Raw genomic sequence first — 15,775 nt, 5'->3', positions numbered from 1 at the left:
TACTCCTTAATGTGCGCCCGCGTTAGTTAGTGGTGCACCACCTTCGTGGGATTCAATTTCGTGATGGTAACGTCCGGTGTGTAGCGCACTTGGGCCAAGTCTTGCGAACTTGAACATCAAATACATTTCTACCACGAGCAGCCCAGAATAAAACACGATAAATCCGGTGAGACTCATCCAAATATCTGCCTCTGATCGAGTCGAAGCCGACAAGGCTGTTGGCAACACCTCACCAATTGACCATGGTTGACGACCAAACTCAGCCACAAACCAACCCATCTCACAAGCAATCCAAGGCGCAGGTAAACAAATCAACAAGGCTTTTAACAACCAGGTTTGTTTTTCTGCAGTGTGTCGAGTGGCAAAATAGAACGATAGGCCAATTAAGGTCAGCATTAATACGCCTAAACCCACCATGATTCGGAAGGTCCAGAACATGGGAGCAACTGCTGGAATGGTAGATTTTGCGGCAGCTTTAATTTCTTCGTCAGTCGCATTCTCGATGTCATCACGGATGCGTTTTAACAGCAATCCATAACCAAGATCGTCTTTTACGTCTTCAAAAGCGGCTTTGGTTTCTTCGCTCTCATCGCCAGCACGAAGTTGTTCAAGTAATCCGTAGGCACCAATACCCGAACGAATTCGATCTTCGTGTTCAACAATCAGATCTTTAATACCAGTGACTTCTTCGGTTATCGAACGTGTGGCGATTAATCCCAATAAATAAGGGATTTGAAGGGCGGCATCGGTTGTTTGCGTTTCTTCGTTCGGAAAACCAATTAACGTGAAAGCCGCCGGTGGTTCATGGGTCTCCCACTCAGCCTCAATGGCCGCTAATTTGGTTTTTTGTACGTCGCCAAGCTCGTAGCCCGACTCGTCGCCCAACAAAATTACCGACAAAATCGACGCTAATCCAAAACTGGATGCAATAGCAAACGACCGGCGGGCGAACGGTAAGTCGCGTTTTTTAAGCATGTAGTAGGCAGAAATTGCCAATACAAACATGGCTCCAGTTACATAACCCGCAGATACGGTATGCACGAACTTAACTTGCGCAACAGGATTTAGAATAATCTCGCTGAAGCTCACCATTTCCATGCGCATGGTTTCGTAATTAAACTCTGCGCCCACCGGATTTTGCATCCAACCGTTTGCAATCAAAATCCAAAGTGCCGATAAATTAGAGCCCAAGGCTACCAGCCAAGTCACAATAAGATGCTGAACTTTAGTGAGCCGGTCCCAGCCGAAAAAGAATAAACCAATAAAGGTAGATTCTAAGAAAAACGCCATCAGCCCCTCAATGGCCAGTGGCGCTCCAAAAATATCACCGACGTAATGTGAGTAATAAGCCCAGTTGGTACCAAACTGGAATTCCATGGTTAAGCCTGTAGTAACACCTAACGCAAAATTAATTCCGAACAGTTTTCCCCAGAATTTAACCATGTCCTTATAGATCTGCTTGCCTGTCAAAACGTAAACCGATTCCATAATGGCAAGAATAAACGTCATGCCTAAAGTTAAAGGCACAAATAAAAAATGATAAAACGCGGTAATCGCAAATTGTAGCCGCGATAAGTTAACAACCGATTCTTCAATCATAACTACCCCAATAAAGACACTTACTCAGGCTGACTTTCGGACTTATCTATTCCAAGGTGACTTTCAATCCCCAACTCTTGAGACTTAACATCCACCGGATCAGAAAAAAACATCCACTTAATGGCAAAAATAACAACAAGTTTAATGACTAAAACAACGGCCAACTCTTTAACTAAAGGTTGGGTTAACCAAGAGTTTTTGAACAAGAGAACACCTCTGAAATGCTCGTGACCTAACAGTGCCGAAATTGTCGTTCAATTAGACTTACGTCGTCTGTTAGAGCAATTACCGCTCCAATAAAAGTTGATATAAATCAATAGTTTTGAAGAGAATTTTAATGCATAAAATAAACACATATTCTATTTTTTGAATATCTCGAAAAATAAATAGTTATTTAATTTCAATAAGTTATGTTTTTTAATAAGGTTTCAAAAAAAACTTATCGAGAATCACTTTAAACAACACATTTGGCCTTTTTTGTTTAGCACAAAAAACAGACGTTTGCTTTTTATCAAAACCTTGTCGAATCTGGCAAACTATGTCATTTTTGACATAGCCAGTTCTGGATAGAGATATTTAAAATAACCACTCTTTAACTTATTCAGATTACGATTTTCAATGCGATTAGATTAAGCTCACGGATACACTCATGCCATTGCCGAAAACACCGCAAAAACTACAGCAGCAACTCGACGAACAAGAAACACCAGCTGCGTTGTTAAATAGCCAATACAAAATTATTGCCGTGAATGAATTATACGAGCAAGAATTTGGTACCCAGGCCGTAAACAGGTTTTGTTATGAGGTTTCTCACGGTTACAACAAACCCTGTGACCAGGCCGGTGAAAGCTGCCCGTTAAAATCGGCCATTGGCTCAGGGCAATCGCAACGGGTTCTGCACATTCACCAAACCAAACAAGGGCCAGATCACGTTGATGTCGAAGTCACGCCGGTAAATTCACCACGGCCCGGAAAATTATTTTTAGAAACCATGCGATTCGTAAATCGCGCAGGTGACGAACAACATAAAATTCTTGGCTTAAGCCCAACGTTTACCGAAGCACTCTCATTGCTCAATCGTGCAGCCAAGTCAAATATCAGTGTTTTACTACTGGGCGAATCCGGCACCGGCAAAGAACTCGCGGCGCGCTATTTACACTCACACAGTAAACGCAAAGACAAACCCTTCGTGGTGGTTGAATGCTCGGGATTATCAGAAACTTTGTTTGAGAGTGAATTGTTCGGTCACGAAAAAGGAGCTTTTACTGGCGCTATTCACAAAAAGCACGGACTGGTAGAAGCCGCAAACGGGGGTACGCTGTTTTTAGATGAACTTGGTGATGTGCCTTTGCCCTTACAGGTAAAACTATTGCGTTTAATTGAAACTGGTAGTTATCGCCCAGTGGGATCTATTACTGAGAAGCATGCGGATTTTCGATTAATATGCGCGACCCACCAAAACTTGGAACAATTAATTGCCGAAGGTAAATTTCGCAAAGATTTATTTTATCGCGTCAGTCCTTTTCCGGTAATTTTGCCGCCGTTAAAAGAAAGAACAGATGATATCGAATTACTCAGCAATCATCTTTTATCGCAAATGGAAGAACCATTAAAGCTTTCTCAAGCAGCTTTGAACTATTTAAAAACCCAAAGCTTTCCTGGCAATATTCGCGAGCTTAAAAATATTTTAGCGCGCGCAGCCATTTTATGCGACGGAGATTTAATCGAGGTAAAGCATTTAGACACCAATTTAAAGTCAAAAAAACAATTGGAAGACTTATCCGCACGTGCGACAGCAAATATTAATTTCAACTATGCCGCTAACAAGAATACAACGGGTGTCAATAATGGAATTAATAACCCAACAAACCCCTTTAATAGTGATCAGCTCGTAACCTTAGAAACACTGGAAAAATTATATTTAAAATACGTCAGCAGCCGCTATTCGGGAGACAACAAACACCTAGCAAAAGCGTTGGGTGTAAGTGAAAGAACTCTATATAGAAAACTGAGAGAAGCTCAAGAAAACGAATAAAAACGATGAATTAATACTTAAGAACCTCCGATTAATTCATCCGAAACTTAACCAAAACACATCCTTATGTTACTGGAAACTCCAGGAAACTCTGATTAACCTAGAGTCTCTCGCGACACAAGGATGTGTCGCCAATTTCAAGAACTGTAAGTAATTGAAATTGTGAAGAAATTGGAAATCACATTTTCAATTTCTTCCCTCTGATTAAATCAAGGATGAGTTAATCAGAGGTTCCTCTAGATTAATTAGAGGAAACTCAGATTAACCAGAGTTTCTCGCGACACAAGGATGTATCGCCAATTTCAAGAACTGTAAGTAATTGAAATTGTGAAGAAATTGGAAATCGCATTTTCAATTTCTGTCCTCTGATTAAATCATGGATGAGTTAATCAGAGGTTCCTAGAGTTTCTCTTGTCTTAAGACTAAGTATTACTCGCTATTAAATACGTAATAGCCGCATAGCGAGTAAATTTACCCGCTAACACCAAGATCAAAAATGGCAAAAACTTTATTCTGAGTACACCGGCAACAACGGTAATAGGATCGCCAATGATGGGTACCCATGCAAACAACAAAGACCAGTAACCATATTTTTGATAGCGTTGCTCAGCCTTCTTAAATTGTTCGGGCTTTAAACGTAGAACCTTCTCAACCAAATAATTACCACCGAAATAACCAAGGCCGTAATTTGTACAGGAACCCAATACATTACCCACGGTTGCGAACAACAATAACAACGCTCCACTATAGCCTTTCAGATACAACACCGACAGCAAGCCTTCGGAGCTAAAAGGTAAAATAGTGGCTGCTAAAAATGCGCTAAAAAATAAACCAAGATAAACCCATAAATCAGCTAATATCATGGTTTATGTTACGCAACTCGTACTGTAAATTATTGCTTAGGACGCTTTTTTAAACGAGCCTGAACACGCTCTTTCTGCGTTATTTGTTTGTAATTACGTTTAGTTGCTTTGACCGCATAAGGGTTGTCGCTGGTTTTAAATTCAATGCGTAACGGCGTACCGTGTAAATCAAGAACGCGACGGAAGGTTTTTTCTAGGTATCGCTTGTAGTGCGCGGGAACGGCATCGGTTTGGTTGCCGTGAATAATAATAATCGGTGGATTGTGTCCGCCGGTATGAGCGTAACGCAGTTTTATTCGGCGACCATTAACCAACGGTGGCTGATGAACAGAAACCGCATCTTCGAGGATTCGCGTCAGTTGATTGGTCGAGAATTTATCGGTTGCTGAACGATACGCACGCTCGACCGACTCGTATAAATGGCCGACATTGGTACCGTGCAAGGCAGAAATAAAATGTAGGTCGGCAAAATCAACGAATTGCAATCGACGCTCTAGATCGCGTTTGATTTTCGCTTTGTGTTCAGCGTCAAGGCCATCCCACTTGTTTAAAGCGATCACCACACCACGACCCGCCTCAATCACCTGCCCCAACAAATGCAAATCTTGATCAACAACCCCTTCACTAGCATCCATCAACAAAACAACAACATTTGCGTCGTTAATGGCTTGCAAGGTTTTAACAATGGAAAATTTTTCAACGGTAAGAGAAACGTTTTTACGACGACGAATACCCGCAGTATCGATGATGGTGTATGGAGTTCCTTCGCGCTCGTAACGAATGTAAATACTGTCACGAGTCGTTCCGGGCATATCAAAGACCACGACTCGATCTTCACCGAGCATACGGTTCACAAGTGTTGATTTACCAACATTTGGACGGCCAACAATGGCGATTTTAACGCCGTCGGCTTCATCATCTTCAACTATCTCGTCGGGCTCCGGCAGTTCATCAAGCATGGCCTGCATCAAAGAGCGAACACCTCGACCGTGCGTGGCCGTGGTTGCATGCAGTTCGCCAAGCGCTAACTCATAAAACGGCGCCACGGCAACATCGTGATTGGCACCATCAATTTTATTAGCAACCACCAACACTTTTTTACCGGTTTTACGCAGATGATTTGCGATCATTTCATCGGTATTGGTCAATCCGGCTCGGCAATCCACCACAAATAAGACCAAATCAGATTCATCGATTGCGGCTAAAGATTGGCCTGCCATTAGAGAATCAATGCCCTGCTCTTCGCCACTTAGGCCGCCGGTATCAACAACCATGCATTTGCGGCCCAGTATGTCAGCCTCGCCGTATTTTCGATCACGAGTCAGGCCCGCAAAATCTGCCACCAGCGCGTCTCTGGTTTTAGTGAATTGATTGAAGAGCGTCGATTTACCAACGTTTGGTCGTCCGACCAAGGCGATTACTGGAAGCATTTAATTTGATTTACCGAGAAGGTGTTCTGTTTACAAGAATTTAGAGATGAGTATAGATTCGATTGGGTATTGAAATAAAGTAACTATGACCAGAGGTGGTGCAATTGTCACCTCTGGCAATAGAAATAAGAAGTACTGTGTCCTCAGAAGCTATTTAAGCCCTTAGTAACTGTTTAGGCCTTTAGAAACTGTTTAGTTAGGTCTAAAAACTCATTAGGCCCTTGGAAAAAGTACTTCTAAGTTGCGGTTAGGACTTAGCCTCAACTTCAACGGCATGCAGCGAACCGCCGTTATCAAGCACGTACAAGGTACCACCAAATACAACTAACGGAGAGCGAATGCCTGCACCACTAACATGGGTACGGCCGCGATACTCACCACTTTCGGCGTCTAGAGCGTGCACATAACCGGCGTCATCGCCGATTAAAACAAAGCCGTTAAGAGTCACTGGGCCGGTTAACTTGCGACGCAACATTTGGTCGTTAGTCCAAACATCTTCACCATTGGCGACATTGTAAGCTTTAACTTCGTCGTTATCGGCGGTCATAAAAACCGAGAAGCCGTTGGTTGCCAAGCCGTAATATGTTGATGCGTCTTTAGCCCACAAACCACGACCGGTTGAACGACTGATAGCAACAATGCGTCCTTGGTAGCTGGCAGTAAACAACAAATCACCCAGCATTAAAGGAGTTCCGTCGATATCAACCACACGTTCTAGATCACTGCGACCGCTGGGAATAGCAACACGTACGTCCCATTGGGCGATACCATTACGTGGATTAATACCAACTACCTTACCGCTATCAAATCCAGCGATGACTAGAGTTTCTGTCACCAATGGCGCTGCTTGACCCCGAAAGGTTAGAAGAGGTGCGGTGTTATCATACAACCACAGGCGCTCGCCAGTTTCGATGTCCAGCGCGTGTAAACGACCATCAATGGTATGAACTACAGCAATTTTGCTGTTTAACTGCGGGGCTGATAGCACCTCGGTGCTAACCATGTGCCGCCATTTTTCTTCGCCGGTATCGGCGTTTAAGGCAATCACTTCACCGTCGTAGGTACCCACCACCACGGTAGAGGCGTTTGCGCCAACACCGCCAGATATGCTCTTGGCCACTTTGGTTTGCCAAAGCTTTGTGCCTTTTAAAGCGTCATAAGCACTAACACGACCTTTAGTACCCGCAGTGTAGGCACGACCATTGGCAAGTGCGGGCGTAAGCAAGGTGTAGAGTTTTTTCTGACCTGCGCCGCCGTCTCGGCTCCACAGTTTTTTGAAACTCACAGCGCTTTCGTGCTTAACAAGCGGCGATGGTTTCAATTCTTTTGGAGTACTGGAACATGCGGCCAAAACTAAGGCCGCGAAAAAAATGATTGCAAAACGCATTAAACTTATTCCGCCTCAGCAACTGAACTCGAAGAAACAGCCTGCTCAGACAATTTCATTTCTATAAAACGACGACGATTTGATTGTTGGTCACTTAAGCTCGATAGTGCCAATTGATAAGACTCCGAAGACTTAGCGCTATCACCTTTGGCGGCATAAATATCGCCGCGCAACTCTGCGTAGGAGCTAACCGCCGCAGGTTTAGGCGCCTTAGCTACCAATGCCAAAGCCTCGTCAAATTTTTCTTTGGCGACATACAGGCGAGCCAAACGCGGATCAATAACGATATCAAGTTCTGCGTCGTCGTTGTTTTTCTTTGCCCACTCAAGATAAGTGATGGCTGAATCTAAAGAACCTTTCTCGACATCCAGCTTGGCCATCATTAAAGCACCAGCAACAGAATAATAACTGCCGGAAAATCCTTCTTGAAGTTGCTTACCTAGGCTAATTGCGCGATTGTATTTGTCTTCATCAAGCGTCTCACCCGGTGCCAAGGTAGAGCTATCAAGCATGCTTTGGTACAAACTGGATGCTTCTTGCTTTTGCTGAACCTGATGTTTTGTCCATGCCTGCCAACCAAAATAACCGGCAATTGCAGCTAAAACCACGATTACGGTGAACTTACCGTTTTCGCTCCACCATCGCTTCAGCGACTCAATTTGTTCTTCTTCTGTTAGGTGTGTAGCCACACGTATATCCTCTAATACTTTTTATACTGAGCTGGTCGATTATGGTTAATATTGTTAGGTATTAACTCGACGAAGCAATTACTCGTTCCTAAGTAGCCAAGACAGCTTTTGCGAGACGCGCTATTTTGACGATTGAAACAAGCTTTGCAACCTTTCGGTCACATCTGAGAGATTTAAAGTCAGTTGCTCGCTGTCATCACGCAGACTTTTTAAGACGACCTGAGCAGCACTGGCCTCATTTTCACCCACAATTAGCGCCCATTTAGCACCGCTTTTGTCGGCTTTTTTCAATTGACTCTTAAAGCTGCCGCCACCGCAGTGATTAACCAGTTTTAAACTAGGCAATGCATCACGAATTGATTCGGCCAGACCTAAAACATAACTTTGAACATTACCTACGCCGCACAGATACACGTCGGCACTGATATCCAACTCAGACGGAATCAACTTCAGCTCTTCGAGTAACAGCACCAAACGTTCCGCCCCCATGCCAAAACCAACGGCTGGAGTTTCTTTGCCGCCAAGCTGAGCAGTAAGGCCATCGTATCGACCGCCAGCGCAAACAGTGCCTTGGGCACCCAATTTATCGGTTACCCACTCAAAAACGGTTTTGTTGTAATAATCTAGGCCGCGCACTAATCGCGGATTAATTTCGTAACGAATTCCCAAACCGTCCAAAAGCGTGAGCAACTGTTGAAAGTGCTCGCGACTGTCTTCATCTAGGTAATCGGTGAGAACCGGCGCCTGATCAAGCAAGGCTTGTGTTCTGGCGTCTTTGCTGTCGAGAATGCGTAAAGGGTTGGAATCGAGGCGACGCAAGCTGTCTTCGTCGAGTTGATCTTTGTATTGAGACAAATAATCGACTAATGCCTGCTTGTAGTTGGCTCGCGCCAACAGACTACCGATGCTGTTCAATTGCAGAGTGACAGCGTCGGTCAGGCCGAGTTTTTTCCAAAGACGCGCGGTCATGGCCAACACTTCAACATCTATGTCTGGGCCATCAAATCCAAAAGCCTCAACACCAAATTGGTGGAACTGACGCAAGCGACCTTTTTGAGGTCTTTCATGGCGGAACATTGGCCCAAAGTACCAGAGCTTTTGGGTTTGGTTGTGCAGTAAACCATTTTGCTCACAGGCACGAACGCAAGACGCAGTGTTTTCAGGTCGCAAGGTCAGGCTTGAGCCATCGCGATCTTCAAAGGTGTACATTTCTTTTTCAACAATATCGGTAACTTCACCGATAGATCGTTTGAACAGCTCGGTCTTTTCCAGAATTGGTGTACGAATAAGTCGATAACCGTAGGTTTCGAAAACTTCAGACACTACACGCTCGACGTACTGCCAAGTAGATGATTCACCGGGCAAAAGATCGTTCATGCCGCGAATGGATTGAATTTTACTCACAATTTATTGCTCAATCGGTGTTCAAAAATATCTAAATTTTTAAATTATGCTTTAGCAATCAGCTGATCCAGCTGTGCTTGCTTGCTTTTGGCTTTCTCTCTAATCAAACGCTCTAAATCATCAACAAGATTATCGTTCGCCAACTTAGAATTCGGTTCGCCATCAATGTAGATCAAATTCGGCTGACCACCGGCTAAACCAAGATCAGCTTCTTTCGCTTCACCGGGGCCATTAACTACACAGCCGATAACGGCAACATCCATTGCCGTAGTGATATCTTCGAGACGAGTTTCTAACTCATTCATGGTCTTAATCACATCAAAGTTTTGGCGCGAACAGCTAGGACAGGCGATAAAGTTAATGCCTTTTGAGCGTAATCGTAGACTTCTTAATAAATCCCAACCCACTTTCACTTCTTCAACAGGATCGGCCGCCAGAGAAATACGTATCGTATCGCCAATGCCATCCATTAATAACGCACCAAGGCCAACCGCTGATTTTACCGTTCCGGATCTTAAGCCGCCGGCTTCGGTAATGCCCAAATGCAGTGGCTGCTCAATTTGAGTCGCAAGCTTACGATAAGCCGCAACGGCCATAAAAATATCCGATGCTTTAACGCTGACCTTAAAGTTCTGGAAATCGTATTTATCCAAAAACTCCACATGACGCATGGCGGATTCCACGAGGGCATCAGGCGTTGGCTCGCCGTATTTTTTTTGCAGATCTTTTTCTAAAGAACCTGCATTAACGCCAATGCGAATTGGGATATTTTTGTCTTTTGCTTTTTCAATAACCGCCTGAATGCGCTTTTCACGGCCAATATTACCGGGATTGATACGCAAACAATCAACACCTAAATCAGCAACTCGCAGCGCAATTCGATAGTCAAAATGGATGTCGGCCACCAAAGGTACGGTGACACGTTTGCGAATTTCACCAAAAGCCTCTGCCGCTTCAAGCGAAGGAACCGATACACGAACAATATCTGCTCCAGCGTTTTGAATTCTCTGAATTTGATCGACAGTTGCCAATACATCCGTAGTTTCGGTGTTGGTCATACTTTGAATCGAAATAGGTGCATCACCACCTACGGGAACATCGCCCACCATAATTTGGCGCGACTTGCGTCGAGTAATCGGAGATTGAAACTGCATATTTAGCTCTGGGGTAGGAGTTTCTATTTACTGTCCAACTTGGAGTCGCAACGTATTGCGTCCAGGAACGGGGGTTAGCTCAACGGGCTCACCATTGAGCTGCAATATGGCTGCACGAGCATTACCCAACATCACCGTAAAAGGAGCCTGCCCGGTTAATGTCAGCGTCTCGCCACTGGATTTTAAACCAACGTGGAGTGTACGGCCGTCGGAATCTTTAACATCTAACCAACAGTCTTCTTGAAAAACAAAACTCAGTTTACTGGAGCCACTCGCCAATAAAGACTTAAATGAATCAACGGGATGTTGAACTTGAGCTGTTAAATTATCGTTGCTGGTTGATGCAGAATCACTGATTACAGTATCACTGGACAATTCAGAGTCACCATCGATCGAATCGGGTGTGAGTTCAGGATCTTCATTTGCTTGAGAGAAATCTATAACTCCCGACTGATCCGATGTTTCAAAAGGATTGGGAATGGGCGTGATATCGTCGATCAAATCGCTGTCAACAACCGTGTCGTCAATGACAGAAGGCGCAACCTGAACTTCTGTTTTAGGTATTTGCTGAGACGGGTCGATCATTGCTTTGATTTCGTCACCCCATAATATGTAAGCAACGACTAGAGATAAAATAATAGCGCCAATTACGATTGGCCAGCGCCACTCTGGAAAAGGTTTTTCAACCGGTTCCAAACGCATGGTTTGTTGCGGAATAATGTAATCGTGCTCAGGGGTTTCCGTAGCTAAGCTATCGTAAGCGCGAACCACAAAATCAACGTCTAGATCGAGATAACGACTGTACGCTCGGATATAACCTTTCACAAAGGTAGGTGACGCAAGTTTTGAAAAGTCATCACTCTCCAGTGCGCTGAGTTTTGACTCTGGAATTTTCAGCTCTTCACTGATGCGAGTCAGTTCAAAGCCTTTATCCATCCGAGCAGCGCGAAGTAACTGCCCTGGGCTAATGACAGGGACAGAGGCCGACGAATTTTGTTCATCGGTATTACTTGCTTGGTGTTCGGCAACGTTACTCATCTAATAACCGTTTATATTCCAGGTACTCGGCGGAGTAAGGGTACAAATTTTTCAATGCCAAAGCTAGGCTCGCTTCACGATCGGCATTACCAAAAATACGTTCTAGTCGAATTGCTAACCAAAGTGATCGAGAAGAAGCCTTAGTGACTTTGTTGTATAAATCTAAATACGATTTTGCTTTCGAATATTCCCGATCCTGAAATTCTAAATCGGCTAATTCTATCAGTGGTATTGACGCTCGCGGATCGAGGCGAAAAGCTTGAGAAAAGCTTGCTTTGGCTTTATCTCGTAAACCCAACTTAAGCGCTGTTTGTCCTAAATTGGTTAAGGCCACCTGTCGGCGATCGTATTCTAAATCGTTTGCAGCTATTTGAAATTGCTCAAGAGCTTCTTCGGCGCGCGCTCGACTCGCTAAAAATACACCGTAATTATTGCGTGCCGCTGAAAAATCCGGGGCTTTTCGCAATGCAGCTTTAAATTCTTCTTCTGCACGAGCCGGTTCTCCCTCAAGCTGATAGAGCATCCCAGCCGCGTTATTTACGCGCGGATCATTAGGATTTATGTCGCGAGCTTTATTTAAATTGGTACGTGCAGAATCGCGATTACCTTGGCTGATGTAACCCAAGGTCAATTGAATTCGAGTTTCGAGGGCTTTGTTTTTATCAACCACTGCTTCACTAGGATTGGATTCAGTAACCACACACCCAGTAAAGACTAAAGCGCACAAAACCAGCACTAATTGGGATGAATATTTGGCAAAGCGAGCGTCGATAAGTTTCAGCATAATTCCACAAGCACAGAGTTTGTTCGAAGTTCCATTCGGTTGCTACGACTCTCACACCAATTACGAGGTTTGAATTTCGAGTCAGCCTAAATCTAGGCAGACACTTTAACAACAATGAAGATCACTGCAAAACGTGTGAGTTCAACTTTGAGCAAATATTTGTGGCTATACCGTATATGCACTCATTATTTAACAATAATTAGGCAAACGGAATAATGCGCAAAGGTTCTGGTTGATCTGCTTTGTAGCGTTCACTGCGTCGAGTTTTATCGTTCACACTACCGGCAAGCTGGCCGCAGGCTGCATCAATGTCGTCACCACGAGTGGTTCTAACGGTGGTGATGTAACCTTCTTTCATCAAAATGTCTTTAAATCGATTTAACGCATTATTACTGACTTTTTTGTAATCCGACAAATTAAATGGATTGAAAGGAATTAAATTAATTTTTACCGGAACATCGCGCAGTAGCTCTGCAAGTTCATAGGCATGTTCTGGGCGATCGTTAACGTGATCGATCAAGGTATATTCGATCGTCATTTTGCGATGCGTATCGGGAAGTTTTTCGATGTAACGCTTGGCACTGGCTAACAACATAGCAATAGGATATTTCTTGTTGATAGGAACCAGTTTATTACGCAACTCATCGTTAGGTGCGTGCAAAGAAATTGCGAGACAGGCATCGGTGTAATCGCTCAAGCGATCCAGTGCTGGCACAACACCCGAGGTACTGAGCGTTACCCGGCGCTTAGAAATACCATAAGCGTTGTCTTCCATCATCAAGTGCATGGCATCAACAACGTTATCAAAATTCAATAAAGGTTCACCCATGCCCATTAAAACAACATTGGTGATCTTACGCGGCCCTTTTACCTGCAACTGCCCAAATGATTTTGCCGCAATATGAACCTGACCGATAATTTCGGCCGCGGTTAAGTCGCGGTTAAAGCCTTGTTTTCCTGTTGCACAAAAGCTGCAATCTAACGAACAACCAACTTGAGAAGACACACACAAGGTGCCGCGTTCTCCGTCGGGAATAAAAACCGTTTCAATAGCATTGCCGCCTGAAACCTGAATCAGAAATTTACGGGTACCATCAACAGAATCAAGTTGGCGAAGCACTTCAGGCGCTTCAATAACCGCTAATTCTTTGAGTTTCGATTTTAAACCTTTGCTAATGTTGCTCATTTCATCAAAGTCGGAAACACCCAGCTGGTGAACCCATTTGATTACCTGTGTCGCACGGAACGGTTGTTCGCCGATTTCAGCAAACCAAGCCTTCATCTTGCTAGGCGACATGCCCATCAAGTTAACTTTTTCAGACACAGTGTTGATTTGAGCTTCAGACATTAAAAAATCCAAGAAAAACGGTGAGGAAACGCTGCTTTAACGGTTTTGAGGTTTAATCAGAGTACAGAAAGCGTACTTTCTGCGACTTCATATTCTAGCGAATGCTAGTCATCGAAGATAGCGACACAAACTTGCCCCACGATGAAAGTAAACAACGTGGGAACAAATAACGCTGTGCCGCAAAAAAAGCCCTTACATTAGAGCCTTATTAATTAGCGCTCGCAAATTTCTTCAGCAGAGAAGAAGTAAGCAATTTCACGCTCAGCCGACGCCGCAGAGTCAGAACCGTGAACCGCGTTAGCATCGATAGATTCAGCAAAATCAGCACGAATTGTACCGGCAGCCGCTTCTTTAGGATTGGTAGCACCCATCAATTCACGGTTGGTGGCAATAGCGTTTTCGCCTTTAAGAACTTGAACCACGACTGGGCCAGAAGTCATGAACTCAACAAGCGCAGAGAAAAATGGACGCTCCTTGTGTTCTGCATAGAAGCCACCTGCCTTTTCGTCATCAAGCTTAACCATTTTCATGGCAACGATTTCTAAACCGGCTTTTTCAAAACGAGCGTTAATTTCACCGATCGCGTTTTTTGCTACTGCGTCTGGTTTAATGATCGAAAGAGTTTTTTCAACTGCCATTCTTGTCTCCGTAAAATAATGCAATAAATTCAAGGATAAGGGCAAATATTTGTACAACTTTTGTACATTCTAGGCCATCACCCAAAAAAGAGCGCGGATTATACGCACTCATTTGGCAATTGCCTATTAGTCTATAGAGAGGATTTTTATCGATTAGATCATGAATGATCAATCAAAAGACAACTTAATGCGAATTATCCATCGATCACAGCGATTTAAGCTTAGCCAAACCTTCAGTGACCGATTGCACAGCAACGTCGATATCGTCTTCGGTGGTAAAGCGCCCAAAACTAAAGCGCAAACTAGCATGAGCCTCATCATCGGTCATTCCAATGGCTCTTAGCACATGAGAAGGCTCCAAGCTCGCAGAAGTGCACGCCGAACCTGACGATATCGCCAGCTCTCGAAATACCATCATTAATCGGTCTGACTCAAAACCTTGAAAACAGATATTGGCAATATTAGGAACGGCTTTCACGCCAGAACCGTTGAGCACAACACCCTCTAACTCAAGTACCAGTCCTAAAAATTTTTTCGTCAAGGCGGAAATGCGCTGATCTTCGGATTTCATTTCTTGCACAGCGATTTCAAATGCGGTGCCCATACCTACGCACTGATGAACCGGCAAGGTGCCCGAACGCATCCCTCGTTCGTGACCGCCACCGTGAATTTGAGCGTCGATTGCCAAAGGCGGCTGCCTGCGCACGTACAAAGCGCCAATACCTTTAGGGCCATATATTTTATGCGCACACATCGACATAAGATCGACATTCATAGCGTTCACATCGATGGGTAACTTGCCAACACTCTGTGCCGCATCAACATGAAACAGACTGCCGTTATTTTTGGCACAAGCACCAAGCGCTGCAATATCGTTAACAACACCCAGCTCGTTATTAACGTGCATTAAAGACACTAAAGCAGTGTCTGGCCGTAACGCATCAGATAAAGACTCGGCTGTAATAACTCCCTGACGGGTTGGCTGCAGGTAGGTAACTTCAAAGCCTTGTCGTTCAAGCTCGGCAAAACAATCCAAAACGGCCTTGTGTTCGGTTTGCGAGGTAATAAGATGACGGCCTTTATCTTGATGTGCCGAAGCGGCGCCTTTAATCGCTAGGTTATTCGCTTCTGTTGCGCCACTGGTCCACACAATTGCGCGGGTATCGGCAACAATTAAATCCGCAACTTGACGGCGAGCAGTTTCAACGGCCGATTCGGCTTGCCAACCGTAGATATGACTTCTAGACGCAGGATTAGCAAAGTTGCCATCAAGCGTAAGGCATTCGGTCATGGCTTTTGCAACGCGGGGATCTACCGGTGTTGTGGCAGCATAATCTAAATAAATCGGTTTATTCATAAATACGTAAGATCTTCTTTTTGAATATTCAGCCAATTATGCCATCAAT

At 44.3% G+C, this 15,775-nt stretch carries 14 protein-coding genes; 1 reads left to right on the top strand and 13 read right to left on the bottom strand.

Annotation, left to right across the window (positions count from 1 at the left end):
* Positions 1-6: 6 nt before the first annotated feature.
* Positions 7-1,599 carry a cytochrome ubiquinol oxidase subunit I gene (locus ACYQ28_RS12245; RefSeq protein ID WP_460050619.1) on the bottom strand — a complete coding sequence of 531 codons (1,593 nt, stop codon included), beginning with the start codon at positions 1,597-1,599 and terminating at the stop codon, positions 7-9.
* A gap of 20 nt (positions 1,600-1,619) precedes the next feature.
* Entirely contained in the window at positions 1,620-1,805 is a 186-nt protein-coding gene (gene cydP, locus ACYQ28_RS12240) for a cytochrome oxidase putative small subunit CydP (RefSeq protein ID WP_460050617.1), read from the bottom strand.
* Between the two features lie 443 nt (positions 1,806-2,248).
* Here cydP and ACYQ28_RS12235 point away from each other — a divergent pair, with 443 nt between their 5' ends.
* Positions 2,249-3,634 carry a sigma-54 interaction domain-containing protein gene (locus ACYQ28_RS12235; RefSeq protein WP_460050615.1) on the top strand — a complete coding sequence of 462 codons (1,386 nt, stop codon included), beginning with the start codon at positions 2,249-2,251 and terminating at the stop codon, positions 3,632-3,634.
* A gap of 422 nt (positions 3,635-4,056) precedes the next feature.
* Here the strand turns inward: ACYQ28_RS12235 and ACYQ28_RS12230 are convergent, their stop codons facing one another.
* The 11 genes from ACYQ28_RS12230 to ACYQ28_RS12180 form a co-directional block, all read right to left on the bottom strand.
* Positions 4,057-4,497, bottom strand: coding sequence for a YqaA family protein (locus ACYQ28_RS12230; RefSeq protein ID WP_460050613.1), 441 nt, complete (start codon positions 4,495-4,497; stop codon positions 4,057-4,059).
* A 29-nt stretch (positions 4,498-4,526) separates the two neighbouring features.
* Positions 4,527-5,927 (bottom strand): ribosome biogenesis GTPase Der, encoded by a 1,401-nt coding sequence (der, locus tag ACYQ28_RS12225; protein WP_460050611.1) that lies wholly within the window; start codon positions 5,925-5,927, stop codon positions 4,527-4,529.
* A 247-nt stretch (positions 5,928-6,174) separates the two neighbouring features.
* Positions 6,175-7,314 carry an outer membrane protein assembly factor BamB gene (bamB, locus tag ACYQ28_RS12220; RefSeq protein WP_460050609.1) on the bottom strand — a complete coding sequence of 380 codons (1,140 nt, stop codon included), beginning with the start codon at positions 7,312-7,314 and terminating at the stop codon, positions 6,175-6,177.
* Positions 7,315-7,319: 5 nt separating this feature from the next.
* Positions 7,320-8,003, bottom strand: a complete 684-nt coding sequence (locus ACYQ28_RS12215) for a YfgM family protein (protein ID WP_460050607.1) — start codon at positions 8,001-8,003, stop codon at positions 7,320-7,322.
* A 120-nt stretch (positions 8,004-8,123) separates the two neighbouring features.
* Positions 8,124-9,407: a histidine--tRNA ligase gene (hisS, locus tag ACYQ28_RS12210; RefSeq protein WP_460050605.1), complete on the bottom strand. Its 1,284-nt coding sequence runs from the start codon at positions 9,405-9,407 to the stop codon at positions 8,124-8,126.
* Positions 9,408-9,451: 44 nt separating this feature from the next.
* On the bottom strand, positions 9,452-10,561 hold the full coding sequence (ispG, locus tag ACYQ28_RS12205) for a flavodoxin-dependent (E)-4-hydroxy-3-methylbut-2-enyl-diphosphate synthase (protein ID WP_460050603.1): 1,110 nt from the start codon (positions 10,559-10,561) through the stop codon (positions 9,452-9,454).
* A gap of 27 nt (positions 10,562-10,588) precedes the next feature.
* A complete protein-coding gene (locus ACYQ28_RS12200) occupies positions 10,589-11,599 on the bottom strand; it encodes a RodZ domain-containing protein (RefSeq protein WP_460050601.1) in 1,011 nt (336 codons plus the stop codon).
* Positions 11,592-12,383, bottom strand: a complete 792-nt coding sequence (gene pilW, locus ACYQ28_RS12195) for a type IV pilus biogenesis/stability protein PilW (protein WP_460050599.1) — start codon at positions 12,381-12,383, stop codon at positions 11,592-11,594. The genes ACYQ28_RS12200 and pilW overlap by 8 nt, the downstream gene beginning before the upstream one ends.
* 199 nt (positions 12,384-12,582) lie before the next feature.
* Positions 12,583-13,731 (bottom strand): dual-specificity RNA methyltransferase RlmN, encoded by a 1,149-nt coding sequence (rlmN, locus tag ACYQ28_RS12190; protein WP_460050597.1) that lies wholly within the window; start codon positions 13,729-13,731, stop codon positions 12,583-12,585.
* 212 nt (positions 13,732-13,943) lie between these two features.
* Positions 13,944-14,369 (bottom strand): nucleoside-diphosphate kinase, encoded by a 426-nt coding sequence (ndk, locus tag ACYQ28_RS12185; protein WP_460050595.1) that lies wholly within the window; start codon positions 14,367-14,369, stop codon positions 13,944-13,946.
* 205 nt (positions 14,370-14,574) lie between these two features.
* Entirely contained in the window at positions 14,575-15,726 is a 1,152-nt protein-coding gene (locus ACYQ28_RS12180; RefSeq protein ID WP_460050593.1) for an IscS subfamily cysteine desulfurase, read from the bottom strand.
* Between the last annotated feature and the right edge of the window lie 49 nt (positions 15,727-15,775).

The sequence above is a fragment of the Sessilibacter sp. MAH1 genome, from assembly GCF_054658315.1.
Note: the sequence above shows the minus strand (reverse complement) of the source record. Positions and strands in the feature narration are given on the sequence as shown.

Coding starts and splice junctions, on each gene's coding strand:
- ACYQ28_RS12245 (WP_460050619.1), bottom strand. CDS start 1,599: ATGATTGAAGAATCGGTTGTTAACTTATCGCGGCTACAATTTGCGATT.
- ACYQ28_RS12235 (WP_460050615.1), top strand. CDS start 2,249: ATGCCATTGCCGAAAACACCGCAAAAACTACAGCAGCAACTCGACGAA.
- ACYQ28_RS12230 (WP_460050613.1), bottom strand. CDS start 4,497: ATGATATTAGCTGATTTATGGGTTTATCTTGGTTTATTTTTTAGCGCA.
- der (WP_460050611.1), bottom strand. CDS start 5,927: ATGCTTCCAGTAATCGCCTTGGTCGGACGACCAAACGTTGGTAAATCG.
- bamB (WP_460050609.1), bottom strand. CDS start 7,314: ATGCGTTTTGCAATCATTTTTTTCGCGGCCTTAGTTTTGGCCGCATGT.
- ispG (WP_460050603.1), bottom strand. CDS start 10,561: ATGCAGTTTCAATCTCCGATTACTCGACGCAAGTCGCGCCAAATTATG.
- ACYQ28_RS12200 (WP_460050601.1), bottom strand. CDS start 11,599: ATGAGTAACGTTGCCGAACACCAAGCAAGTAATACCGATGAACAAAAT.
- pilW (WP_460050599.1), bottom strand. CDS start 12,383: ATGCTGAAACTTATCGACGCTCGCTTTGCCAAATATTCATCCCAATTA.
- rlmN (WP_460050597.1), bottom strand. CDS start 13,731: ATGTCTGAAGCTCAAATCAACACTGTGTCTGAAAAAGTTAACTTGATG.
- ndk (WP_460050595.1), bottom strand. CDS start 14,369: ATGGCAGTTGAAAAAACTCTTTCGATCATTAAACCAGACGCAGTAGCA.
- ACYQ28_RS12180 (WP_460050593.1), bottom strand. CDS start 15,726: ATGAATAAACCGATTTATTTAGATTATGCTGCCACAACACCGGTAGAT.